The 23,708-nt window shown below is 60.3% G+C and carries 17 protein-coding genes; 6 read left to right on the top strand and 11 right to left on the bottom strand.

Translation table 11 applies throughout. The features are described 5' to 3' along the window. Positions 1-110: 110 nt before the first annotated feature. Positions 111-5,618, bottom strand: coding sequence for a hypothetical protein (locus IC231_RS04415; protein WP_190783374.1), 5,508 nt, complete (start codon positions 5,616-5,618; stop codon positions 111-113). A 339-nt stretch (positions 5,619-5,957) separates the two neighbouring features. Between IC231_RS04415 and IC231_RS04410 the strand changes: the two genes are divergently transcribed. Next, positions 5,958-6,299: a hypothetical protein gene (locus IC231_RS04410; protein WP_190783373.1), complete on the top strand. Its 342-nt coding sequence runs from the start codon at positions 5,958-5,960 to the stop codon at positions 6,297-6,299. A 75-nt stretch (positions 6,300-6,374) separates the two neighbouring features. On the opposite strand, the gene prmA is transcribed toward IC231_RS04410, so the two are convergent. The 6 genes from prmA to uvrA form a co-directional block, all read right to left on the bottom strand. Further along, complete coding sequence (prmA, locus tag IC231_RS04405) at positions 6,375-7,208, bottom strand: 50S ribosomal protein L11 methyltransferase (protein WP_190783372.1); 834 nt, start codon at positions 7,206-7,208, stop codon at positions 6,375-6,377. A 305-nt stretch (positions 7,209-7,513) separates the two neighbouring features. Further along, on the bottom strand, positions 7,514-7,894 hold the full coding sequence (locus IC231_RS04400) for a DUF6150 family protein (protein ID WP_211538851.1): 381 nt from the start codon (positions 7,892-7,894) through the stop codon (positions 7,514-7,516). A gap of 235 nt (positions 7,895-8,129) precedes the next feature. Next, a complete protein-coding gene (tpiA, locus tag IC231_RS04395; protein WP_190783371.1) occupies positions 8,130-8,894 on the bottom strand; it encodes a triose-phosphate isomerase in 765 nt (254 codons plus the stop codon). A 49-nt stretch (positions 8,895-8,943) separates the two neighbouring features. Beyond that, a complete protein-coding gene (locus tag IC231_RS04390) occupies positions 8,944-9,738 on the bottom strand; it encodes a tryptophan-rich sensory protein (RefSeq protein WP_190783370.1) in 795 nt (264 codons plus the stop codon). 137 nt (positions 9,739-9,875) lie between these two features. After that, complete coding sequence (locus IC231_RS04385; RefSeq protein WP_190783369.1) at positions 9,876-11,924, bottom strand: T9SS type A sorting domain-containing protein; 2,049 nt, start codon at positions 11,922-11,924, stop codon at positions 9,876-9,878. A 305-nt stretch (positions 11,925-12,229) separates the two neighbouring features. Beyond that, positions 12,230-15,064, bottom strand: a complete 2,835-nt coding sequence (gene uvrA, locus IC231_RS04380; RefSeq protein ID WP_190783368.1) for an excinuclease ABC subunit UvrA — start codon at positions 15,062-15,064, stop codon at positions 12,230-12,232. A 163-nt stretch (positions 15,065-15,227) separates the two neighbouring features. Here uvrA and IC231_RS04375 point away from each other — a divergent pair, with 163 nt between their 5' ends. The 4 genes from IC231_RS04375 to IC231_RS04360 all read left to right on the top strand — a co-directional run bounded on the left by IC231_RS04375 (position 15,228) and on the right by IC231_RS04360 (position 18,538). Continuing rightward, on the top strand, positions 15,228-16,205 hold the full coding sequence (locus tag IC231_RS04375; RefSeq protein WP_190783367.1) for a hypothetical protein: 978 nt from the start codon (positions 15,228-15,230) through the stop codon (positions 16,203-16,205). A 239-nt stretch (positions 16,206-16,444) separates the two neighbouring features. Next, positions 16,445-16,873 (top strand): hypothetical protein, encoded by a 429-nt coding sequence (locus IC231_RS04370; protein ID WP_190783366.1) that lies wholly within the window; start codon positions 16,445-16,447, stop codon positions 16,871-16,873. A gap of 193 nt (positions 16,874-17,066) precedes the next feature. After that, on the top strand, positions 17,067-17,483 hold the full coding sequence (gene arr / locus IC231_RS04365) for an NAD(+)--rifampin ADP-ribosyltransferase (protein WP_190783365.1): 417 nt from the start codon (positions 17,067-17,069) through the stop codon (positions 17,481-17,483). 68 nt (positions 17,484-17,551) lie between these two features. After that, on the top strand, positions 17,552-18,538 hold the full coding sequence (locus IC231_RS04360) for an ABC transporter ATP-binding protein (protein WP_190783364.1): 987 nt from the start codon (positions 17,552-17,554) through the stop codon (positions 18,536-18,538). An 88-nt stretch (positions 18,539-18,626) separates the two neighbouring features. Here the strand turns inward: IC231_RS04360 and IC231_RS04355 are convergent, their stop codons facing one another. Then, positions 18,627-18,923, bottom strand: a complete 297-nt coding sequence (locus IC231_RS04355; protein ID WP_190783363.1) for a hypothetical protein — start codon at positions 18,921-18,923, stop codon at positions 18,627-18,629. A 362-nt stretch (positions 18,924-19,285) separates the two neighbouring features. Here IC231_RS04355 and IC231_RS04350 point away from each other — a divergent pair, with 362 nt between their 5' ends. Continuing rightward, the gene (locus IC231_RS04350) at positions 19,286-21,766 is read left to right on the top strand and encodes a TonB-dependent receptor plug domain-containing protein (protein WP_190783362.1); all 2,481 of its coding nucleotides are present in this window, start codon (positions 19,286-19,288) and stop codon (positions 21,764-21,766) included. Between the two features lie 53 nt (positions 21,767-21,819). On the opposite strand, the gene IC231_RS04345 is transcribed toward IC231_RS04350, so the two are convergent. The 3 genes from IC231_RS04345 to IC231_RS04335 all read right to left on the bottom strand — a co-directional run bounded on the left by IC231_RS04345 (position 21,820) and on the right by IC231_RS04335 (position 23,693). Then, positions 21,820-22,461, bottom strand: a complete 642-nt coding sequence (locus IC231_RS04345; RefSeq protein ID WP_190783361.1) for an OmpA family protein — start codon at positions 22,459-22,461, stop codon at positions 21,820-21,822. Next, on the bottom strand, positions 22,458-23,033 hold the full coding sequence (locus IC231_RS04340; RefSeq protein WP_190783360.1) for a hypothetical protein: 576 nt from the start codon (positions 23,031-23,033) through the stop codon (positions 22,458-22,460). Before IC231_RS04340 ends, IC231_RS04345 begins: the two co-directional genes overlap by 4 nt. Positions 23,034-23,144: 111 nt before the next feature. Then, the gene (locus IC231_RS04335; RefSeq protein WP_190783359.1) at positions 23,145-23,693 is read right to left on the bottom strand and encodes a GNAT family N-acetyltransferase; all 549 of its coding nucleotides are present in this window, start codon (positions 23,691-23,693) and stop codon (positions 23,145-23,147) included. Positions 23,694-23,708: the final 15 nt, after the last annotated feature.

Here is a 23,708-nt window from a genome sequence, read left to right as displayed (position 1 = left end):
CAAAGATAGAAGTATGGCCCGGTCTGCCGCCAGCGGCCCCCGACCGAAACATTGCGCCCAAGCAACAAAAAAATACCCCGACCATGTGGCCGGGGTATTTTTGGTGGGACTTATGAGCCGCCGAAGGGGTCGTTTTCGTTGGCCTTTTTCTTCTTTTCTTCTTCCTTGGCCTTCTTCTCTTCTTCCTTTTTCAGCTTCTCGGCTTCCTTGGCTTTGCGCTCTTCTTCCTTCTTCGCCTGCTTGGGGTCTATGGCTGGCTCAGTAGTGGCGGGCTCCGGTGTTGCAGTCGGTTTAGCGGGAGTTGGCGCGGGCTCGGTGGCTTTCTCCTTTTTCTTTTTGGAGGTATCCTCCGCCGGAGCCGGCTCGTCGGCTACGGGGTCAGCTTTCTTCTCCTTTTTCTTAGGAGCCTCGGCCGGAGCAGCACCAGCATCTCCCCCACCGAAGGGGTCGTTCGGGTCGGCGGCGGTTTCCTTCTTGTTCTTCTTTTTCTTATCCACCGGCGCTTCTTCTATCGGCATACCATCCGCATCGAAAGCAGGCTCGTTGCCCTTCTTCTTTTTCTTCTTGCTGGCATCTTGGTCGAAGTCGAAGTTGCCGGTGCTCTGCGAGGCCGACGACACCGGCGCGGCGCGTTTCTTCTTGGGGTCTTCCTTGAGGTAGTCGCGGCGGAAGCGTACTAGGAACTGCTGCACCTCTTGGTCATCGCCGAGGTAGAAGCCGTACTGCGTGGCCGTGTTGTAGTCGCCTTTGGCCGCACGCCCGATGATTTCATCGAACGAGCCATGCTGAGCTTTGGCGAGCATAGCCGTGCCCGAGTATTTCATAAAGTACCAGGTTTGGGGCTCAGCTTCGAGGTAGAGGTTTACCTCGTCGGTATTGTTGTCGCCCTTATGAATCTCGATGTAGCCATCGATGAGCACGTTCAGATCCTTCTTGCCGATGCTCACGAGGCCAATCTTGCCCACCGAGTACCAAGCCTTGAACTTCTCGCTCCAGCGCAGGTCCACTTTGTTGAGGACCACGGTGTGCAGCATCTTCGGCGAAATTTTCTGGAGCGGCTCATACTTGCCGCGCCGCTCCGAATACGACTGCACGGCTTTGCTGCCCAGGAACTCGCCCAGCTTGTAATACTCCTCTTGCGAGCCATTGAGGGCTTCCGGTGAGCCTTTGGTATTCGTGGCCATATCCACACCCATAGCTTCCACGGCTTTCTCCGGCATGTTGATGTCGAAGGCCATGAAGGTATCCAGGTCGTAGCGGTTGCTGTCGGGCTTGGCCGTGCCTACGCCGGCCGCCGTGATGCCGTAGTCCTTGTTGGAGTTGATCAGGTTGAGCTTGCCCCGGAAGCTGAGGCCGCCGGTTGAGTCGGTGAAGGTGAGCACCGAGCCCTCGTAGATGTTGGGGTCAGTGAGGTCGTGGTTGGCAATGGTGTAGACGCCCTTCTTCTGATCGAAGGACAGGTAACCGCCCACCTGGAACAGGTTCCGGTCGATGATATCGAGCTTGGGGCCCGCATACAGCGGGTACACTTTGCCCGTGCCTTCCGACATAAACAGGCCCGTAAACAGCGCGCTGGCGTCGCCTACTTCATCGGCCTTGCTGCGGGTAGGCGGCGCTACCGGGTCCGGAATACGCAGCCGGATGGCTTTGGGGTCGATGGAATCCTGCACCGCAAACCAGTCGGCGGCAGTTGGCACCTTGCTGAACTCGAGGCGACCCTGCCCATCGAAAATGAAGCCGCGGCGCTTGGAGTTCATGTTCACGCCCCCGCGGTAGGCAATGCGCGGCGCCAGATGAAACTTGTCCTTGGCATCAATCGAGGCCACGGCCATGGTGGCCGGGGAAAGCGGCGCATCCTCCAGATCGTTGCCTTTCTTCAGCAATCCGCTCTTCTTGGCTCCCTTGGGCCCGCCCGCCAGCATGGCAGTCGAGTCGACCTGGAAGTTAGCGAACTTGATGGCGAAGGAGTCGGCAGAGGCGTTTTTGTAGCTATACAGCGCGTTGCCGGTGAAAGCCGTGCGCGACAGCACCTTGATTTCGCCTTTGTACAGGTTGTGGAACTTGGCCAGTGTATCCATCACGATACCGGCGTTCTGGAAGGTGCGCATCTGTGCGTTGGCCAGGATGTACACTTTGTTTGAATCGGGCTCAATCCAAGCGTCGGCGGCCGCAATGCGGGGCACACCGCCCGCAATGAGGCGGTAGCGGGTCAGGTCGTACTGGCCAGTAGCCGCCCGGAACTTCAAGCCTTTCTGGTCGGGCTTGGTCGAGTAGAAGTAAGACCGCGTAGAGTCGGCGCCGGGCGCTACTTTCAGCTGCACCAGCTTCTTCTTGAAGTCCCACTTACCGCCCGAAAGCGTGGTTCGGTAGTCGGAATACGGCAGGTCGATGCTGGACTTGGAGTCGCCTTCCTCACGGGCGAAGGAGGTGTTTCCGTTCTTCACGTCGTAGGAGAAAGCCACGTTGTTGGCCGTGAGGGCCGGCTTGTTGGGTTCCGCCGACTTGATGCTAAGCGTGGATTTTTTGCCGGTGTAGCTGGTAGGCTTGAAGGCAATCTGGGTGGAGCGGATAAAGGACTGCGGGCCATCCATGCCGCCGTCGCCGTAGAGGCCGCCGGGCGTGAGCGTAGCCGTGCCTTTGAAGCCATACTGGTCGCCGTACATCTTCATGGCCAGGCCCTGCGGCTGGGTGCTCAGGTACATCGAGTCCTGCTTCACGGCCCACTTCATCTGGTAGCCGGCTGGCAGCGTCACCTTCGTAAACTCGGTGCCATTGAGCGGCCCCGGCAGAATAACGCCCGACTTGCCCACCGTCACGACGGAGTCTTTGTAGAAGATAAATTGGTCGGAGCTAAGCGTGCTGGTGAGGTACTTGATGTCGCCGATGCCCTGGATACCGCGGTTGCTCATCTTCACTTTGTTGAAGAGTCGGCCTTTGCCGCCGTATACCGGCACGCCTTCTTTGGGCAGGTCGTAGGTGAAGCCCAATGAGCCGTCGTCCTGCAGAACCAGCTTGGTTTTCAGGTCCGGCACAATACCGCCCGACACGAATGTGCCTTTAAAGCCTACTGCCGAACGGTTCTTGTTGTTGAGCGAGTCGAGCTTGAAAGGCGGTATGTCGAAGTAGACGGTGGTATCGTAAGCGCCGCCCAGCACTTCGGGCTTATCAAAGTACACATAGGCACCGGTAGTGGCATCGAACGACGGATAAGCCCCCAGCTTCTTGCGCCCCGATTTGTTGTTGGGGTGGTTGATATAGAGCTTGCCCGTTGAGGTCTTCTTCTTATTGGTGAGCGTAAAGTCGGTGTCCTTGCGGGCCTTCATGACGGAGCCTTTCGAGCCTTTGCCCTTCACGATGATGGAGTCAATCTGGGCCAAGTCAATGAAGAAACCGTCGTAGTCGAACTTGAACTCCTTGCCCTTGAACACAAACGACGAGGCCACTACCGTTCCGTTGAACAGGATGCCGCGGTTTTTCTGGATGCGGATGATGCTGGAGTCCGGCTTCACGAACACCGTCACGGAGTCGTCGGAGAAGTTGAAGCGGTCCACACCCCGCACAATCAGGTCGTTGGTGTTCAGGTTGAGCGTGGCGTTCTTGCCCGCAGGCGAGAGGCTCTTGATGGCAATATGGTCGTAGTCCTTTTTGCCGCGGCTTGAATTCACGTAGTGCGTGGCCTTGGGGCGCAGCGTAATCTGCTGGGTTTGGGGGTTCCAGTCCACGTAGCCGTCGCGGGCGAGGCCGGCGGCGGCAGAGCGCACGTTTTCGGGCTTCAGCTTGCGGAAGTCAGCTACTTCCTGCACCGTGAAGCGGCGCTTGTTGCCGTTTTCGGCGCTGTAGCCTACCACCATCTGCAGCGGGTGCAGCTTGTTGATGGACTTGATCTGCTGGTAGCGGGTATTGGTGTAGAACTCCTTCGACTCAAAGTTGGCCGTCACCTGGTTCTTGGCCGTCAGCATGGAGAAGTTGATGTCGGGCGTACGAATAGGCCAGCTCAACATCTCCGCCGTAATTTCCATCTGGTGGTAGCTGTCAAAGTAAGGCGTGGATTTGTAGAGGCCTGCCTCGCGCGCCAGTTGCAGCACTTGCCCTTTCTTCGTGTATTTCAGCTTCACGCCAGGGTGCGTAAGCGAGTCAATTTTGTCTTCGAAAATAGTAACCGAAGCCCGCTCAGCGGTAATCAGCGAGTCGCCGAGCACATAGGCCCGCGACGAAGCCCGGAACTTGGGCTTGCCATCCAAATCCACGAAAATGCGCGACAACGAGCCGTCCAGCGCCGCCGACAATACGCGGCTGCCGGCCAGCGAGAAGCCCCCGTAGTAGCGGATGTTTTCGCCGATATTCTTGACGCGGGCATCGTTGGTGAGGGAAATGAAGCGCGGATAGCCGGAGTCGGCGGCACCAGGTTTCTTCTTTAGGCTCTTGTAAGAAAGCGCACCTTTTACCGGCGTTTCCAACACCGCCGGATACGTTAGCGTCACGGGCTCCGCCGTGAATTCGGCTTTGTTCAGGTCGAAGTCGTAGGTAGTGAGGTCGGCGGTGGCGGGGTTGCCGTTCACCTGCCAGCCATACTGGCCGCCGTAGCCCACAAACTTGCCGGTCTGAGGCACCACGGCCCCGCTGGTTTTCCGGATGGTGATAGAGTCGCCCCCGGTCGACATGAACAAATCCGCATCCTTCAGCACCAGCACTGGCCCACGGGTAGGTGGTGCCACGTAGCTATCGAAATAGGGCGCGGGCTCGAAGGCGGGCGCCGGTTCCGGCTCCTTGGCGGCCGGCGTTGCCCCGGCTTTGGCAGGAGTAGTTTTAGCCGGTGTTTTCTTGGCCGGCGCGCCCCAGCCGTCATTGCTGTCGCCCCAGCCGCTGCCGCCGCTGCTGCTCCACAGGTCGGCAGAGTCCCAGCCATCAGACTTGCGTTTTTTGGGCGCGGCCTTTTTAGCTGGCGTCTTGGCACCGGGCTTGGTAGTGAGTGGCTGCGTGACCACGGCGGCGGCCGGCGGGGCCGCAACCGGCGCAGTCGTCGGGGCCATGCTCGGCATGTCCTGGTCGTTGTAGGCAAACGAGAAGGTGCCGCCAATTACCCGCAGCGTGTTGTAGCGGGAAGTGAAAAGTACTTTGGTATCCAGGAACTGCGCGGCAGAGCTCAGAAACTTGGCCGCTTCCGGGCCCGGGTCGGTGCGCACGGTCTTGGTGGCCACGTCCAGAAACTCGTCCATCTGCTTGTCGGAGAAGTTCTGAACTGTAGCTCCTGCCACCACCGCATTAAACAAGGCCTCCAAGTGCGGGCGCGCCTTGTAGCCCAGCGTCAGCATCTGCTGCGACAGGGTCACAATGCTGCCCTGCTGCGTAGACGTGAGCTTGTTGCTGGCCCATAGCTGCTGCAGTTTAGCGGCTGTGTTTTTGGCAGCAGCGTTGTTGGTAGCCGCCATCATCAGCTGCACATCCTGCATAAACTGGGCAGGGTCAGTGGATAGCTTGCCGGTAAAGCGGGCAACCGGCGCGGGGGTGCCGGCAGGCTGCGTTTTAGCTGGTTGTTGCGGTTTGGTCTGCTGGGCCAGCGCTGGCGCACTGAGCGTCAGCACCATGGCGCAAAGCCAACCGAAAGCGGATTGCTTCATAGAAAATTCCGTCGGAACCTGATTAGTCGCCTACAATTTCGGTAAAACGAACGGTATTCTCATGGCAATACACTCCGGCTGAGCGTATTCGTCGTTTTAGCCAGTTTAGGGTAAATACTATCCAATCATACCTCCATAGTATCACGGCGGGCAGGTGCCAAAATTCAGCGCTGTTGCTGTTTATGCATTGCCCCAGGCACAAACCGGGCAGAACAGGTGTAGCAGGGAAGGTTTTGTAGATTTATTGGTGAACTAGTGGCGCGCTCCAGCCGAAAAGGGTATCTTTCCAAACCGCATCTGCGTATCCTTATAGCAGACCACCCACCGTAATCTTGTCTCATGCTCAACGCTGCTTCCCGGCTTTCCGCCCTCGCCCCGAACGCGCTGCTGCGCGCAGTCCAGACCTTGCGCGATGATATTACCCAGCGGCTGGGCAAGTCATCTGCTACTGTCTCGGAATGGAAGGATATGCTCCTGCTGGTTGACCCCGAGGTGCAGGTACAGCCCGAATGCGGCACCGTTATCGTGCGCCGCGGCAAAGCCGCCCTCGACCGACTAGCCCGCCACTACCTGGTTCCTCCACACAACATTCTGCCCAAACTCAGCCGCAAAGCGCTGGTCCATGAGAATCCTGTCGACTACGGCCTCTCCGATGAGGAATGGCTGGCGCTGTGCCTCTAACCTGATTGACGATACAACAAAAAGCCCGTTCTGCTAAGCAGAACGGGCTTTTTGTTGTGAGGTGCTGTTAACAATCTACGGCTTACGGAAGATAGCCGAAACCCAGTGGTTCTGGGTGCGGTGGCTTTCGTAGCGCAGCCCCTGGGCTTCGGCGGCAGCGCGGATCAGGGCCAGGTCTTCTTCGTAGAAACCGGAAAACAGAATGGGGCAGCCCGGCTTCAGATACTGGCCGTAGGCGCCCATGTCCTCGAGCAGCACGTTGCGGTTGATGTTGGCCAGGATAATGTCGAACAGCTCCTCGCCTTCCAGCGCGGTGATGTCGCCGAGGCGGGCTTCCACCTTGTCCTGCACGTTGTTCTCGGCGGCGTTGTCGGCGGCATTTTCGGCGGTCCAGGGCTCCACGTCCACGGCCAGCACGTAGCTGGCGCCCAGATGCACGGCCATAACGGCCAGGATACCGGTGCCACAGCCCATGTCCAGCACCCGCTTGCCCTGGTGGTCGATATCGAGCTGGTTGGTGATCATCAGGGCCGTGGTATCGTGGTGGCCGGTACCAAATGACATGCGCGGCATGATGACGATTTCATACTGCAGGTCGGGCCGGGCCTCATGGAACGGCGCGCGCACCGATACCTTGTCGGCAATAACGAGCGGCTGGAAGTTCTTTTCCCACTCCGCGTTCCAGTTCTGGCGCGTAATCACGCGGTGCTCATACGTCAGCTCGCCCTGGCCCTCGTAGCGGCTCATGACCTCGGCAATAGCATCGGCCGAGAACTTGTCCTCATCAATGTAGGCGCAGAAGCCTTCGTCATTGTCTTCGAAGGTGTCGTAGCCTACCTCAGCCAGCTCGGCTACCAGAATATCGGACAGCTCGGCAGGAGCCTGCACACGTACTTCAACAAAATCCATAGTCAGAAGGAAACAGTTCGGAGGAAACCGGCAGAACCGGGCCGCAAAGGTCGCAGGAAAAACCGGGTGTGCCAATGCCAGCGGCAACAGCTACTTGCCTTTTGCATGCACAGCTTTTTCAGCAATATCACCTCCTTTGAGGCGAGAATCGGAGGCTACCACTGAGACCGACACCTATTGCCATACGGCGGAAGGCAAGACCCAGAACCGCCGCGTGGTGCGCATGAAGCTGCAAACTCCTATGAATAGCACATAAAAGGGCCGCTCCTACTCAGGAGCGGCCCTTTTATGCATTCGTGAGGAAACTAATTTTTCCGGCAGCCGGCGAAGGAGCGCACCTTGGTATAGTGGATGCTGAAGTCGGCCAACGAGCGGTTGTCGGATACGAACAGCACGTAGTCGGCGAAGTCGCGGGCCTCAGTGATATACCACAGGCCGGCCTTATCGGCGAAGAGCTTATTCGTTTCGGGAAACACCAGCACATCGGCAAAGGCTTCTTCCGGCTCCTCATACACGGCTCCGAAGCAGAAGCCCCGGCGGCGCGGGTCCCGCTCCAGATATACCGAGCCGTAGATGCGGCACGGTTCCAGCGAGCCGGCCGGTGCGGACGCCACAAACGGCACCCGCGGCTGCGGCTGCACCGGACTCAGGGCCAGCATACCGGAAAGAAACAGTGTGGAAAGCATATGGGGAGAGCTGAGACAGGAGAAGCCAGAACCTGGAAAAACTGCTGAGTGCAAAGAGCTTGCCTAAGTGAGAGCCGAACACCTGTTGTTGCACTCTTGGTTCAAGCAGCTGCTCTAGCCCGAAGCGGTGCTTCGGCGCGTGGGGGCCGTTGTCCGGCTCCTGGTATCCGGGCCGAAGCACCGCTTCGGGCTACAGCTTGGGCGGGGATTTACGCCCACGGTTCTGTTGCTCGGCTTAGAACGACTTGATGATTTCCGTGAAGTCGCGCGACTTGAGGGAAGCGCCGCCAATCAGGCCGCCGTCTACGTCGGGCTGGCTGAACAGCTCCCGGGCGTTCTGGGCGTTGGCCGAGCCACCGTACAGAATGGTCGTATTCAGCGCCGCTTCGGCGTCGTAGGCGCGGGCAATCTGCTCCCGGATGAAAGCGTGCACCTCCTGAGCCTGGGCGCTGGTGGCGGTTTTGCCCGTCCCGATGGCCCAGATGGGCTCGTAGGCTACTACTACCTGGTCGAACTCCTCGTTGCTGAGGTGAAACAGCCCCTCTTTCAGCTGCTGGCTGATGAAGTTGAAGGTGTCGTCGGCCTCGCGGGTTTCCAGGGTTTCGCCCACGCAGAAGATGGGCTTGAGGCCGGCGGCCAGGGCAGCCTTCAGCTTCTGGCTCAGCAGCTCGTTGTCTTCGCGGAAGTACTGGCGGCGTTCCGAATGACCCAGAATCACGTACTCTGCTCCCACCGACTGCAACATCTTAGCCGAAACCTCACCGGTGAAGGCGCCACTTTCCTTCTGGTGGCAGTTCTGTGCGCCCAGATGAATTCGGCCGCCCTCGGGCAGTTGCTTGCCAATGGCCGACAGGAACGGAAACGGCGGGCAGATAACGACCTGCACATCGGAGCCGGTTACTTCATCCTGCACCATGTTGGTGATTTCTGATACCAGCGCCAAGCCGTCCTGAAGGGTCATGTTCATCTTCCAGTTGCCGGCAACGAGGTTCTTACGCATAATGAGAAAGGTAGAGTGGGGAATGGATGGGCCGCAAAATACGGACAATTCACACGCCCAGCGCGCGCCGCCGCTGCCGCGAAGCCAGCACGAAGCTTCCCAGCACCACCACTACGGCCCCGGCCAAAGCGGCCCAGGCCAGCTCCGGATACTCAGCGCGGCGCGCCACCCAGATAGCCACTAAGGCCCAAGCCACCACCAGCGCCACGGTTTCTTCCCGAAACTGCCGGCTCAGCAGCAGCGCCACCACTACCACCACGGCCAGCAGCACCAGTGTCAGGAGCACCGTCACGTTTTCGCCGGCCTGCCAGCCCAACTGCCGCAGCCCAATGGTGATGTTGATGGTAGAAGCCACCGAAATCCAGCCTAGATACAAGCCAAACGGCAGGCTGGCCCAGCGGGGCGCCCGATGGTCAAGGGTGCGGCGCCGGGCCCGCCCGTAGGCTACGATGAGCGCGCCCAGAATCACCAGCATGGTCACAACGCTCGGAATAATCAGCTCATAAGCGAACAGCACCACCCAACCGGCCGTGGCAAGGCTAGCCAGCGTGAGTGGCCTGGCCACGGCATCGGGCAGCCCGATGGTACGCTGGGCCGGCAGCAGCTGCCACACGGCATAAACGGACAAGCTCAGAAAAATCAGCCCCCAAATGCTGAAAGCGTAGCCGGCCGGCGTCAGCAGCGTCGGATACTTAGCCGATACCTCACCCATATCCTGCCCATTGAAGGGGAAGGCATTGGAATAGTAATTCAGGATGATGTTGCCAAATACGCTGATGGCGGCCAGCCAGCGCCAGATGCGGCTGTGTGCGGTGGCAGAATGCGGAGTATGGCTCGAAGACATAGAGAAATTTTGTTGTATGCCTTAACGGACCAGCTTATGCAGATGTTTACGCCCCGGCCCAGGGGAATGTAGCAACTGGTGCTATCAGCCGTGGCGCAGACAGGCACAGCATCGGAAAGCTCTGGTATGGCCACGCCTTATTCCACCACTACGCGCTTCACCAATGTTTCGCCCCCGGCCTGCAGACACAGTACGTACACGCCGGCACGCAGGTCCCGCACATCGAACTCCAGACGAGTGCCGGCAGCCGGCAGAAGTGCCGTTTGCCGGCGCACTGCCTGCCCCAATGTATTACGCAGCGTGGCCTGCACCTGCTTGGCACCAGGCACAGCTGGCAGCAGCAGACTAAAGCGCGTATGGGCCGGGTTGGGATAGAGCTGTACGCTGGCGGCACTCAAGGCCACCGCGCTGGCGGTAGGGCGCAGTGGCTCGAAGCGCAATTCAAACCGACTAGTCAGAAGCCCGGCTGCCCCCGCCGTAAAAGTATAGCGCGGTTGCTGGCTCAGGTTAACGTCCTGCCCGGTCAGGTCATCGTGCAGGTACACGATGGCCGTGCTCAGGTTCAGCAACTGAGCGGCTTCCAGCGTGTAGGTGCCCGCCTGCGGCAGGGCCATGCCCAGCGGCACCACTGCGGAGCCGGTCAGGCGAGGAAGACCATTGATAGCCTGCTCGGTGCCCGCCATCAGGGTCCAGAGGGTGGGAGCCGCGGCGGGGCTGTGTTGCATTTTCAGCGCATCAAACCGGGTATCCACACCGGCGGTGGCGCCTGCTTCGAAGTACACGTAGGTTTCATCGGTCAGGGACGAGCCAGCGCGGGCCAGGGTCAGCTGCAGCAAAGGCCGGGTTTCAGCTCCCCGCTGCACCGAGGGCTCCTGCCCGAACGTGGTAACGCGGGCTGCAGCAGGCAGCGTCAGGCTCACTACCGAGTTGGGCTGACTCACGCGCACGAAAAAGCCCTGGCCCAGTGGCAGCACCGGGTTGCCGATGCCGTTGACATAGCTACGGTACCGGCCGCCATACTGCCCCGTGCTCTGGTACACGTAGAGTGCCGCATCGAGGCCAGCGGGCATGGGCACCTGGCGCCAGTCCAGGGGCGCCGGAAACGGGTTGCCCAGCAGCTGCCAGCCCGCGTCGGCTTCAGCCCCGCGGTTCAGCGTCAGCGTGGCATCACGCTGATTCGGCACGCCCTGGAAATTAATGACGCTGCTGGCGGGCAGATTCACGGTATAGCCCCAGCCCACTGCCAGCGGGTCGCTGAGGGAAACCGGCGAAACCCAGCCTTTATCGAACGGACTCAGGCCGACGGCCGGGCTGCTGGCCAGCCGGGTTTGATCGTAGCCGAACACCGTAGGAAAAGGAGAAACCCTCCCCGGCGCGGCGGCCCCATTGTAGGAGGGGTTGACGACAGGCGTGAAGCCGGCGGCGGCCAGCATGCTGACAGAAGCCCCCTGTACCGGGGCAGATAGGTGGCGGTAGCCAGGCCCCGCGTTCAGGCCCGGGTCGATACTGCGCTGGATGATGATGGGCCGGGTGATGAGCGGCCCCGGTGGCACCCCATTCCCTGACCGGTCCACCAGCAGAGCGGTTCCGCGCATAGGGTCCGAAAGCAGCGTAATTGTGCGGGCTGGCCCCGGGCTCAGAAGAAAATTCGGGTCGATGATCGTACTGTTGGTTGTTCCCAGCACTTCCGCAACGCTCACGTCGCTTTGCAGCGCCAGAATGTTGTTTCCTGGTGTGCCCTGTATGTTCACCACATTCGCTATTAGACTACGAACCCGCGCGGGCAGCCCAGAGCCCGTGTATTGTACTACGGGCACGGCCTGGAAGCGTATTGCCGCATTGTACACGTAGTTAGCATCGGGACTATACGAGCGACTGAAAGAGCGGATGCTCCCGCCATTCGGCGACGTGCTACCCGCTGCCATAATGCCGAATGCGTCACCAATCCACAGTGTCCCGCCTGCCTGCAACTCAAACGCGCCTCCGCCTACCAGCCATTCATTGGTAATCAGGGTGCCTCCGTCCTCCACGCGCAACAGGCCGGTTACAGCCACGTTGGCACGCATTGTGGCAATGCCGCCCCTGGCAATGGTTAGGGTGGTATAGATGCCGCCGATATCCTGGGCTGAAGAGATGGTCACGGTCTGCGCTAAAGCCGCCGAGGCCAGCAACAGCAGATTCAGCATCAGCAGGACGCCTCTCAGTTGCGGACGGCAATGAGTAAGTAGTGGTGTATTCATACAGCCGTGACGATAAGTGAGGGAGAGATACCAGTGAGCCTTGGCTAGGGTGGGCTCGGTGGGCAGGCTGCTGCCGGAGCGGCATATTCAAATTACTAAATTTACCGGTGTCAGCTCAATCCGGCCAGTATCATTCTGGCGAAGGTGTTACGGGGCATATTCTGGCAAACCGTTTTACTCACCATCAGCACAAAGCAAAGGCACCCGCGTGGGTGCCTTTGCTTTGTGCTGATGGTTGCCTGAAGCTGCTACTACAGCTTCTCGGCCAGGAAACGCGCCGTGTGGTTGGTGTCTTTGAGTTTTACCATCTCCTCGGGCGTGCCCTCGAACAGCAGGTGCCCGCCGTTCAGGCCGCCTTCGGGGCCCAGGTCAATCACCCAGTCGGCGCACTTGATGATGTCCATGTTGTGCTCGATGATGAGCACCGAGTTGCCCTGCTCCACCAGCGCGTTCAGGGCCGTCATCAGCTTGTTGATGTCGTGGAAGTGCAGGCCGGTGCTGGGCTCGTCGAAGATGAACAGGATCTTATCGTTCTGCAGGGTGTTGCCCTTGGTCAGGAACGAGGCCAGCTTCACGCGCTGGGCCTCGCCGCCGCTCAGCGTATTGGCCGACTGCCCCAGCCGGATGTAGCCCAGGCCCACGTCATCGAGCGGCTTGAGACGCTCCACAATCTTGGGCTGGCCCTTGAAGAACTCGATGCTGTCCTCAATGGTCATGTCGAGCACGTCGTTGATGGCCAAGTCCTGATACTTCACGTCCAGCACGTCCTGCTTGAACTTGCGGCCCTCGCAGGCCTCGCAGGTCAGGTAGATGTCGGCCATGAACTGCATTTCAATCTTCACCTGGCCTTCGCCCTGGCACACCTCGCAGCGGCCCCCATCAATGTTGAACGAGAAGTGCGAGGGTTTGAAGCCGCGCGCTTTGGCCAGCGGCTGGTCGGCAAACAGGCTCCGGATGGCGTCGTAGGCCTTCACGTAGGTGACGGGGTTGGAGCGGCTGCTCTTACCGATAGGGTTCTGGTCCACGAACTCCACGTGCGTTACCTGCCCATTCACGCCGGTGAGGCGGTCGAACTTGCCGGTGGCTTCGCCCGCGCCGCCGCCGAGCTGCTTGAGTAGGGCCGGGGCCAGAATCCGCCGGATCAGCGTGGATTTGCCGGAGCCCGATACGCCCGTCACCACGGTCATCACGTTCAGCGGAAACTTGACGGCCACGTTTTTGAGGTTGTTTTCGCGGGCGCCGGTCAGCTCCAGGGCGTTGCGCCAGGGGCGGCGCGTTTTGGGCACGGCCACTTCGCGGCGGCCGCTCAGGTACTCGCCGGTGTAGGTGTCCGACTTCAGCACCTCGGCATACGTGCCCTGAAACTGCAGAATGCCGCCTCCGCTGCCCGCTTCCGGCCCGATGTCTATAATCTGGTCGGCCTGCTCCATCATTTTGTCCTCGTGCTCCACCACAATGACGGTGTTGCCGAGCTGCTGCAAGGAGCGCAGCACGCCAATCAGCTGCTCCGCGTCCTTCGGATGCAGGCCAATAGAGGGCTCATCGAGAATGTACATAGAGCCCACCAGCGCCGAACCCAGCGAGGTAGCCAGTGAAATCCGCTGGCTTTCCCCGCCTGAGAGCGTGCTGCTGAGGCGGTTGAGCGTGAGGTAGCCCAAACCCACCCGGTTCAAATACTCCAGCCGGTTGGTCACTTCCGTTACGAGGCGCTCCGCTACCTTGGCTTCGTGCCCGGGCAGGTCCAGGGTCTGGAAAAACTCCAGCGCCCGGCTCACTGGCAGCAGCACGAGGTCCGTGATGCTCTGGCCCTGAATCTTGACGTACTGGGCGTCTTTGCGCAGGCGCGTACCGCGGCAGTCGGGGCAGGTGGTGCGGCCCCGGTAGCGGCTTTGCAGCACACGGTACTGGATTTTGTGGGTCTGGGTAGCTACCCATTTAAAGTAGTCGTCCAGCCCGTCGAAGTACTTGTTGCCTTTCCAGAGCAAGGTGCGCTCGGCTTCACTCAGCTCGTTGTAGGGCCGGTGAATGGGAAAATCGAAGCGGATACCGTTTTTGAGCAGGGGCTTGAGCCATTCGCTCTGCTTGTCGGTGCGCCAGGGGGCAATGGCGCCCTCGTACACCGTCATGCTCTTGTCCGGAATCACCAGGTCCTCGTCGATGCCCAGCACCGAGCCGAACCCTTCGCAGGTCTGGCAGGCGCCGTAGGGGTTGTTGAAGGAGAAGAAGTTGACGCTTGGCTCCTCAAACACCAGCTCATCCAGCTCAAACCGGTCGGAGAAGGTGCGGGTTTCGTCGTCCATCTTCACGATGCAGGTGCCGTGGCCCTCGAAAAAGGCGGTCTGCACCGAGTCGGCGAGGCGGAAGGTCAGGTCTTCGTCGCCGGGGATGATAACGGCGCGGTCAATCATGATGTACACGTCGCCTTTCACTTCGGGCTGGCCCTCGGCAATCAGCTCCTCGATGAAGGCGGTTTCGTTGTTCACCACCACGCGGCTGTAGCCTTTCTGCAGCAGCAAATCCAGCTCCTTGCTCATGGGGCGCCCATCCTGGGCGGGCTGCAGCGGCGAGAGCAGCATCACGCGGGTATCGGCGGGCAGCTGCATGAGGTAGTCTACCACGTCGGCCACGTTGTCCTTCTTCACCTGCTCGCCGCTCACGGGTGAGTAGGTGCGGCCCACCCGCGCAAACAGCAGCTTGAGGTAGTCGTAGATTTCGGTGCTGGTGCCCACGGTGGAGCGGTTGTTCTTGATGCTGACCTTCTGCTCGATGGCAATGGCCGGCGAAATGCCCCGGATGTAGTCCACGTCGGGCTTGTCCATGCGGCCCAGGAACTGGCGGGCGTAGCTGCTGAGGCTCTCTACGTACATGCGCTGGCCCTCGGCGTACAGCGTATCAAACGCCAGACTCGACTTGCCCGAACCCGACAGGCCCGTCACGACAATGAACTTGTTGCGCGGCAGCGCCACGCTCAGATTCTTGAGGTTGTGGACGCGGGCGTTTTTGATGAGGATAAACTCGCGCGGATCGAGCTGGTCAATGGGGTCGGCCGCGGGGGCAGCCAGTTGCAGAACGGAGTTGTCGGCCATAGAACGGGTAAACAGCCGCAGCCCGGGGTTTGGTTTCCTGCCGCTGCGGTTTGGGTAGGCGAAGGTACGGGGGAATAAGGCCGGGCGGAACTAGCGGCGCAACAACAGCCCGCAGGCGGCCACAAATTCTTAACATTGTACTACGCCATTTTATCTTCTCTCGATGTCCGTCACAAGTCCGTTAGCGTCTCTCTATACTGTCTTACAAGCCGTTCGCACCAGTGCGAAACTCAACGCGCCGCTGCTCCGCAAGAATGAGGCGGCCACCCGTGCCGCACTAATTGACCCCGTGCTACGGGCGCTGGGCTGGGATACTACTAACGTGCAGATGGTAGAACCGGAAAAGACGATTGGCGGCGACTTGCGGGTGGATTACTTGCTGCACGACGTGGCCGGGAAACCCCATATCGTAATAGAAGCCAAGTGCCTGGACGCAAGCCTCGACAAACACGGCTACGTAAGCAAAGTACTGGGCTACGCGCTGGGCTTCAAGGTGCAGACCGTTTTCATCACCGACGGCCTGAGTTGGCACTGCTACTCCAACCTGCACAAAGGCAACACGGAAGCCGTTACGTTTTCTCTGGTAGGCGACCTACTGCCCGCAGCCTTACACCTGATTCAGTGGCTTGACGCCGCGCAGAGTGGTTACGGGATTGCGCATTCGAGCGACTATATTTCACAAGTAGCTGAAGTTGCACCAATTGCTGTAGCTAAGTCCCAGAAAAGAAAAGCTAATAAGGCTCAGAAAGCTGATGAATCTACATTCCCGGGTTTTGTAGAACTGACGCATATCAATACGTTGCACCTGGAGCCTAATCAGAAACCAAAGCAGCTACGATTACCTAACGGAACGGTAAAGAATATTAAGTCTTGGAAGGATATTTTGCTGGAAGCGTCACAGTTTTTTCTTCAACAAAGCGAATCAATTGCGTTGCCCTTTCCAGATAAATCAGGCAAGAAGACTGCTTTATTTTCCCTGCAAAAAGCACTTAAAGGCAGTAGTCATCCAGTATCTTATCAAGGAAAGACTCTTTATGTCTACACGAATTACAGTGCTCAATCATGCTTGGCAAATGCATTGTATGTTTTCAGCAAACTACCCCCACGGGAAAAGCAGCAGACGTCAGCTGTGACTTTTTAGTACCCGCCCTCGCTCATCTGTGCCTATTAATCCCTACGCCCGAGAGGCTATGCCCTGAATCCGCCGCGCCACCCGCGCAGCACATCTGCAGGAGCCCCGGCCTCACTCGGCACAACTGAGCGACGAAGGCGGTGGTATCTGTTTCGGAATCACGACGCCACCGCTTACAGACAACCAAATGCCCTACACGTAGTATGTCAACCGCAATAAGCGCTTCAATGGCAAACGAACAAGGACATATGGACTCAGCTGCCCACAATGAAATTGACCTGCTTCTGGACAAGGCCAAAAGCTCCGGGAGAAACGAAGACCTTTCGGCCTTGTGGAAAGTGGTACTCAGTTTGCCGCAATGGCATTTTATGACGCGGCAAACGGCCACTATCGAAGAACGAAAACCGTTTGTGGGCGTGCTGGATGGCAAGCCCTGGGCGTTTGTATTTACCGATAGGCAACGCGCCCAGGAGTACGCCAGAACCATCCCCAACGGTGGTTTCGTGGATGAGAGCGGCAACGTGCTGGTGATATCCACGGACACGCAAAAAGCCATTGACTACCTGCTGGCCCTCGCTGCGCAGGGCGTATATGGCGTCAGATTCAATGAGCTGAACGGCTGGTTTTCGCCCATTGCCAATCTGCCGGCCATCATAAACCACGTGAACAAAGGCTGAGCAGCAGGTGCTGCACCGCGAGAAACCGGCCTCCTGGCCCGTCCGAAGCCCGGCTGCTGCTGCGTGCAACTCCGGAAATAGCTTGCGGGAAGCACGGTCTGGCGCAGCTCCGGCCGTTCAACGACGAGACGCGAATACGCGTCTCTACACCGGGCAGGCGGAGGCCATATCAACCCGTTAAAAGCAAGAGACCATGTCCCTTCTCAAAGCCTTGGATTCTGCGCCTTTCTACCACGGCACCAAAGCCGATTTGAAGCCGGGCGACCTGATTGCCCCGGGCTTCGCGTCGAACTACGGCAGCCAGAAAAAAGCCTCCTACGTGTATCTGACGGCCACCCTCGATGCAGCCACCTGGGGCGCCGAGCTGGCTGTGGATGAAGGGCGCGGCCGGGTTTATATAGTGGAGCCGACCGGCCCGATAGAGGACGACCCGAACCTGACGGACAAGAAGTTTCCGGGCAACCCCACCAAATCGTACCGTTCCCGCAGTCCGCTGCGGGTTGTGGGCGAGGTCAGGGAGTGGCAGGGGCATGCGCCGGAGCAGCTCCGGGCCATGCGGGAGCACCTGGAGCGGCTGAAGCAGCTCGGGATTGAGGCCATCGAGGACTAGTAGGGTGCGCCGTGTAGCTTTGCGGGGCGGGCAGCGGGGCCCGCGTGGTTGTCAGCAGGCGGGTACTTATGAGCTTATTGCGCGTTTCGGGAATATCGTTGCAGGAAAGAGGCGACTTCGCGCTTCAGCACATCAGCTTTCAGCAGCAGGCGTTTGAGAAGCTGGCCATAGCCGGCGAAACGGGGGCCGGCAAGAGCACGCTGCTGCAGGTGGTGGCTGGGCTGGCGCAGCCCCAGGCCGGCACCGTGCTGTTTGACGGCCAACGCGTGAAAGGCCCGCAGGAAGTGCTGGTGCCGGGGCATCTGGGCGTGGCGTATCTGTCGCAGCACTCGGAGCTGCCCCATTCGCTGCGCGTGGAGCAGGTGCTGCGCTACGCCAGCAAGCTGCCGGCCGCCGAAAGCCAGAAACTATACGAGCTGTGCCGCATCGGGCATCTGCTGGAGCGCCGCACCGACCAGGTTTCGGGTGGCGAGCGGCAGCGGATTGCACTGGCCCGGCTGCTGCTGTCGTCGCCGAAGCTGCTGCTGCTCGACGAGCCGTTTTCCAACCTGGACCGGGGGCATAAGCAGCTGCTCAAAGCCGTGATTGACGACATCGGGGAGCAGCTGCGCCTGACGTGCATTCTGGTCTCGCACGACCCGGCCGACACACTTTCCTGGGCCGATACGCTGCTGGTGCTGCAGCAGGGCCGGCTGGTGCAGCAAGGCCCGCCCCGGCAGGTGTATGCGCAGCCCGTAAATGAGTACACCGCCGGCCTTTTCGGCGACTACAACCTGCTGCGCGGAGCGGCGGCCATGGCGTTTGCCGGGCTGTCGGGCCTCGCGCCCCGCCGCAAGCCGCTGCTCATCCGCCCGGAAAGCCTGCGCCTGCTGCCCGCATCGGCAGAGGCAGCCGTGCCCGGCATGGTGCGCGCCGTGCGGTTTTTCGGGAGCTACTCGGAGGTGGAGGTGGCGTTGCTGCGCACCCGCGTGACGGTGAAAACTGCCGCCACGGACCTGGTAGCCGGCGCAGCTGTGGGGGTAAGCGTGGCGCCGGGCGACGCGTGGTATCTGTAAGGCACCAGAGCTTTACCCAAGGGCTCAAACAAAAGAAGGGCTGCCTCGCGTGGAGGCAGCCCTTTTTAGCTTCGAAACCGGATGGGTTCTAGTAGGTCGAACCGCTAGTAGAAGTGGACTTCATTTTCTTCTTGGCACGCGGCTTTTTCATCTCTTTGGTGCGGCGCGTGTCCTGGCTGTTGCTAGGCGTCAGGGTCGACTGCTCGCTGGCAGGCTGGGTGTTGCTGGAAGGCATCGTGCCCAATGAGCCAGGGGCTTGGGCCGGAGGCGACGACTGTGGGCTCACGCTACCGCTCGGTGTAGGCGTGCTTTGGGGCAGGGTCTGGGCAGAGGCGGCGGTAACACTCAGGGCAACAGCAGCAGCGAAGGCAAGGAAATTTTTCATGGAATCAGAGGTAGATAAAAGGAAATGATGTCCCCTCTTACGCGCCCTTCAGTGGTGAAGTTGGCGCCAAACGTATTTTAATGGGTACAAGGTTTTGGCATTGAGGCGCACCGATGAGCTTGATACTGAACACTATATAGCACAATCGATAGATACTAACGCCCTCTTAACTGGGTAGTAGCCTGATGATTCCGGCGGGCAGCCAACCTGCCTGGCCACCGGCACATCAGGCTGGGCAGATGGCTCCTGAGCAGTGGCCGCTAACTCTCTGGCAATACCTGTATAATTGCGGCTGTCTATTCCTTTCCACATTCCGTCCTATGAACTATCGGCGCCCGTTGTGGGCTGCGGCTACCCTGGCCGTGCTTGTTTCTTTTACCTCGCCGGCTGATGATTTTACGCGGCACATAGCGGCGCAGCTTGAGCGATTCTACGCGCTTACGAGTCCCGAGAAAGTATACCTGCAATTCGATAAGGATGTCTACAATGCCGGCGAAACGCTTTGGTTCAAAGGCTATGTAGTGGCCGAGGCACCTGGTCAGGCCGACAGCGTGAGTCAGGTGCTGTATGTGGATCTGATTGGTCCGGACCAGAAGCTGCTGGTGCACCAGACGCTGGCTGTACAGGCGGGCGGAGCCCCGGGCAGCTACATTCTGCCCGGCAGCCTCCCCGAGGGCGTGTACACCGTGCGGGCCTACACCAACTGGATGCGTAACACGCCCGATTATTTCTTTACCCGGACACTCCCCGTATTGGCTGCGGCGGCTGGTTCGGCACCCAAACAGTCCGAAAAAGCCGCTACCACCGCTCAGGTCGGTTTTTTCCCGGAAGGGGGCGAGCTGGTAGCGGGCCTGCCGGGCGTGGTGGCCTTCAAGGCTACCGGCCCCGACGGACGCGGCCTGGCGGTGAGCGGAACCGTGCAGGATGACCAGGGCGTGGTAGTGAGCCAGCTACGCAGCCAGCACCTGGGCATGGGCCGATTCGAGCTGCAGCCGACTGCCGGCCGCCGCTACACCGCCAAAGTGCGCTACCCCAGCGGCCAGGAAGCCACCTACGAGCTGCCGGCCGTGCAACCCGCCGGACTTACGCTGCAGGTACAGGAGAAAGCCGATGCGTTTCAGGTGCTGATCCGGCGCAAGGCGGCGGCCGGAGAATCGGCCACCGAGCGTATTACGCTGGTGGCACATGTGCGCGGCACGCTGGCGTACGCAGAGCATACCGAACTGAGCAGCACCGCCCCCCACACGGTGCTGGTACCCAAAAGCCAGCTGCCGGCCGGCATTCTGCACTTCACGGTGTTCGATGGGCAGCAGGTGGCCCGCTGTGAGCGGCTGGCCTTCAGCGCCCCCGGTACCGGTGCCCGCCTCACCGTGCAACCAACCAAGAAAGCCTATGGCCCACAGGAAAACGTAACGCTACGCGTAGCCGCTCAGGATGCAGCCGGTAAGCCCTTGGCAGGCAGCTTCTCGCTGGCCGTGACGGACGTTGCCGGGGCGCCTCAGCTGCGCAACACCACCGATATCCGCACCAGCCTGCTCCTGACTTCTGACCTGCAGGGCGCTGTGGAGCAGCCAGGCTATTATTTCGCGACTACCACGCCTGCTACTACCCGCGCCCTCGACGATTTGCTGCTCACCCAGGGCTGGCGCCGGTTTGTGTGGAAGGCGCTGCTAACCAACCAGTGGAGCCCGATGCCTTATGCCCGTGAGCAAAGCCTGAGCATGAGCGGGCAGGTGCTGGGCAAGCGCATGGAGCCACTTCCCGAGGCCGCCGTTGTGCTCACCAGCTTCCGCCCTTCCAAATCGTATCAGACCCTGACGGACGCGGAAGGCCGCTTCACATTCTCCGGCTTTTCGGGGCAGGATTCAGCGGCGGTGCGGGTGGTGGCGCTGCCCACTAAGAGCGTCAAGCATCCGCAGCTGGTGCTGGACGACAAGCTGCCTGCCATTGCAGCTTCGGGCGCGGCATTGTGGCCATGGGCCGCCGACAGCTCGGCGCTGAAGCTCCGGACCGTGGGAGGCCGCAATACCGTGAGCATGCGCGACAAAACCATTCTGCTAAACGAAGTGGTGGTGCAGGACCGCGCGCCGCAGGCACCCCGGCCGGACAACCGCCGCATCTATAGCCGGCCCGATGCCACTATTCTGACCAAGGACATTGCCGGAATTGGCAGCTACAAAGATGTAGTGCAGGTGCTGCAGGGGCGCGTAGCGGGCCTTACTGTAGTTGCTAACCAGGACAACGTGCGGATAACGATGCGCGGCAAAAGCAGCGCCAGCCCGACCCAGATGGGGCTGGCCATGCAGCAAAGCACCAATTCCAGGAACCGGCCCATAATCAGCGACGCGCCCACCATGCCGACTGCAACGCCCCTGTTCCTGCTCGACGGCGTCCCGACGGATATCAACATGATTAACTCAATACCTGTGGTGGATATCGAGGCTATTGAGGTGTTGAAACCCGGGTCGGCCGCCATTTTTGGGGAGCGGGGAGCTTCGGGAGCTATTGCTTTCCTTACCAAGCACGGCAACCCCAACTACCGGCCAGGAGAAGAGCCGGCGCCTACAGTGCTGGCTCCGATGTATGCCCCACCCCGCCTGCAGCGCGTACGCGAGTTTTATACTCCTGCCCCCAATGCCACGGCGAATGCCGCTCCGGCCGGCCGCTCGGGTGCTACGCTGTACTGGAATCCTAGCGTGCAAACCGATGCCAGCGGCGTAGCTACCATCTCGTTTGGTAGTGCCGCCAGGTCCGGTTCGTTCCGGGTGGTGGCAGAAGGTATTACGCGCACCAACGAGCCGGTACGCGCGACAGAAGCATTCAAGATAGAAGCGTCAAAATAGACGCCCAGACCTGTTGGCTTGTGGCCATACTGGTCTGGGCGGCAAAAGTACTGCTAGGAAATAATAACCTCTACGCGGCGGTTTTGCTGACGGCCTGCGGGGTTGTCGGAGCCGTCGGGGTTGGTGTTGGGGGCGACGGGGTTGGCTTCGCCGAAGCCCTGCACTTGGAGCTGTCCAGCGGTGCCGGCCTGGTGCTGCGTGAGCCAGTCGGCAATGGCTTGGGCACGGCGCTGCGAGAGAGTACGGTTGTAGGTGTCGTCGCCTTTGGCATCGGTGTAGCCATTGATGACGACGCGGCTCTTGGTGTACTGCTTCACCACCTCCGCCAGCTTTTCCAGGGTGGGCGTAGCGCCGGGCTTGATGTCGGCTTTGTCGAAGTCGAACAGCACGTCGGTATCGAAGTTGATGACCAGACCCATGTCGGTCATCTTGCCGCCCAGGTCACTGGCTGCGCCCGACAGGTCGCTGACCTGGCCGGTAAGCTTCTGGCCCTGGTCGGGGCGGGAGGCACTGGCGGGAGTTGCTTCGGTGGCCGTGGTGGGCGGCGACGAGCCAACGGGAGCATTGGCGGTGCCCGTCAGGGGTTGGCCGGCATCAGGTTGGCCTGTAGCAGTGGTAGCGGACTGCTGGTCGGAGCAACCGGTAGCCAGCAGAGCCAGCAGTAGCGGCCCTGCCACACGGAGGGCGCGGCTCATCGCTGAATAGTGATGCCGTCAAAGGAACCCATGCCCGGCAGGCTCAGCGAAATAGTGGTGCTGGTGGCCGGCGGAGCCGGGAACTTGAAGCTCATGATGCCGGGACCCGTCTTGCGTGCATCGGTCGCCACGCTTTTCTTGCTGTAGTCGAGCGGCAGCGCCATGTACATGCCCGATTGGTCTTTGAGCACGTTGTATTTGCGCGAGGTGGCATCGTCGATGTAGGATACTTGGTCGATGTCAGCACGCACGGTTTCATAGTTGGCATCCGCATTTGCGGGCAGGGCAGCCTGCAGCTCCACGGTCAGGATGTCCCCGATGACGCGCGCTTTGGTCAGGGAAATCTGGGTGCCTTTAGGCCCGGGCTGGGTACCCAGCGACGGGGCAGCAGGGGGTGCCGGGGCGGCGGTTTCGGCACGCTCTACGCCGCCGGACGTGGCATCGGCGGGAGCAGCTGGCGCAGCCGGTGCTTCGGTGGTGACTGGGGCGGTGGTGGTTTCGGCGGTTTTTTCCTGGCTGCAGGCGGCCAGACTCAGGGCGAAGGCGCTGGCTACTAGAAAGGACTTTTGCATGGGAATAGAGAGTGGTGGAGCTTACCGGTACGAAGCCAATGCGCTAGAGGTTAGCACGTCAGTACCATCTGCCCGCAATTGTGCTATACCAGCTGCCCGGTTTGCTAGTCGCTACTCCAGTACCGTTACCAGCGCTTTATCGTAGAGCCGCAGCCAGTCGCGGCGCAGGATGGCGTAGAGGTATTCGTCCTCAAACTCGCCCGCGTCGTTCACCCCCGATTCGCGCATGATGCCTTCCAGCTGGAAGCCAGCCGTCTTTTCGATGGAGCGCCGCGAGGAAGTGTTGGACAACAGACAGCCCGTGGCAACGCGGTTGAGGCCCAACAGTTCGAAGGCCAGATAAAACAGATGCGGCTTGCTGCGCGGCGTCACGCCCCGGCCCCGCATGTGCCGGAATACATCGGCGCCGGTGGAAGCCGTACGCTCTTCCCAGCTGTCTACTGTGAGCAGGGTCATGCCGGCCAGCTCCTGGCCCAGCAGCGAGTAGAAGCCGAAATTGGTACGCCGGCCCTGCTCGTAGCGCGGCAGGTAATTCCGGAACAACTCGTCCAGCATCTCCCGCGAATCAGGAAACCCCTGAAAGAGAGCGTACACCTCCGACAGGTTGTTTTCGTTGATCAGGTGCAGGGTGATGGAGTCGGAATGCAGGGCCTGGAACATGGCAGTGGCAGTAGG

Origin of the sequence: Hymenobacter duratus (genome assembly GCF_014698995.1) — a bacterium.
Taxonomy (GTDB): Bacteria; Bacteroidota; Bacteroidia; order Cytophagales; family Hymenobacteraceae; genus Hymenobacter; species Hymenobacter duratus.
This window is presented reverse-complemented; position numbering and strand designations above follow the sequence as displayed.

Excerpts from the sequence above, each read along its gene's own strand:
- IC231_RS04415 (WP_190783374.1), bottom strand. The coding sequence starts at position 5,618 with ATGAAGCAATCCGCTTTCGGTTGGCTTTGCGCCATGGTGCTGACGCTC.
- IC231_RS04410 (WP_190783373.1), top strand. The coding sequence starts at position 5,958 with ATGCTCAACGCTGCTTCCCGGCTTTCCGCCCTCGCCCCGAACGCGCTG.
- prmA (WP_190783372.1), bottom strand. The coding sequence starts at position 7,208 with ATGGATTTTGTTGAAGTACGTGTGCAGGCTCCTGCCGAGCTGTCCGAT.
- IC231_RS04400 (WP_211538851.1), bottom strand. The coding sequence starts at position 7,894 with ATGCTTTCCACACTGTTTCTTTCCGGTATGCTGGCCCTGAGTCCGGTG.
- tpiA (WP_190783371.1), bottom strand. The coding sequence starts at position 8,894 with ATGCGTAAGAACCTCGTTGCCGGCAACTGGAAGATGAACATGACCCTT.
- IC231_RS04390 (WP_190783370.1), bottom strand. The coding sequence starts at position 9,738 with ATGTCTTCGAGCCATACTCCGCATTCTGCCACCGCACACAGCCGCATC.
- IC231_RS04385 (WP_190783369.1), bottom strand. The coding sequence starts at position 11,924 with ATGCTGAATCTGCTGTTGCTGGCCTCGGCGGCTTTAGCGCAGACCGTG.
- uvrA (WP_190783368.1), bottom strand. The coding sequence starts at position 15,064 with ATGGCCGACAACTCCGTTCTGCAACTGGCTGCCCCCGCGGCCGACCCC.
- IC231_RS04375 (WP_190783367.1), top strand. The coding sequence starts at position 15,228 with ATGTCCGTCACAAGTCCGTTAGCGTCTCTCTATACTGTCTTACAAGCC.
- IC231_RS04370 (WP_190783366.1), top strand. The coding sequence starts at position 16,445 with ATGGACTCAGCTGCCCACAATGAAATTGACCTGCTTCTGGACAAGGCC.
- arr (WP_190783365.1), top strand. The coding sequence starts at position 17,067 with ATGTCCCTTCTCAAAGCCTTGGATTCTGCGCCTTTCTACCACGGCACC.
- IC231_RS04360 (WP_190783364.1), top strand. The coding sequence starts at position 17,552 with ATGAGCTTATTGCGCGTTTCGGGAATATCGTTGCAGGAAAGAGGCGAC.
- IC231_RS04355 (WP_190783363.1), bottom strand. The coding sequence starts at position 18,923 with ATGAAAAATTTCCTTGCCTTCGCTGCTGCTGTTGCCCTGAGTGTTACC.
- IC231_RS04345 (WP_190783361.1), bottom strand. The coding sequence starts at position 22,461 with ATGAGCCGCGCCCTCCGTGTGGCAGGGCCGCTACTGCTGGCTCTGCTG.
- IC231_RS04340 (WP_190783360.1), bottom strand. The coding sequence starts at position 23,033 with ATGCAAAAGTCCTTTCTAGTAGCCAGCGCCTTCGCCCTGAGTCTGGCC.
- IC231_RS04335 (WP_190783359.1), bottom strand. The coding sequence starts at position 23,693 with ATGTTCCAGGCCCTGCATTCCGACTCCATCACCCTGCACCTGATCAAC.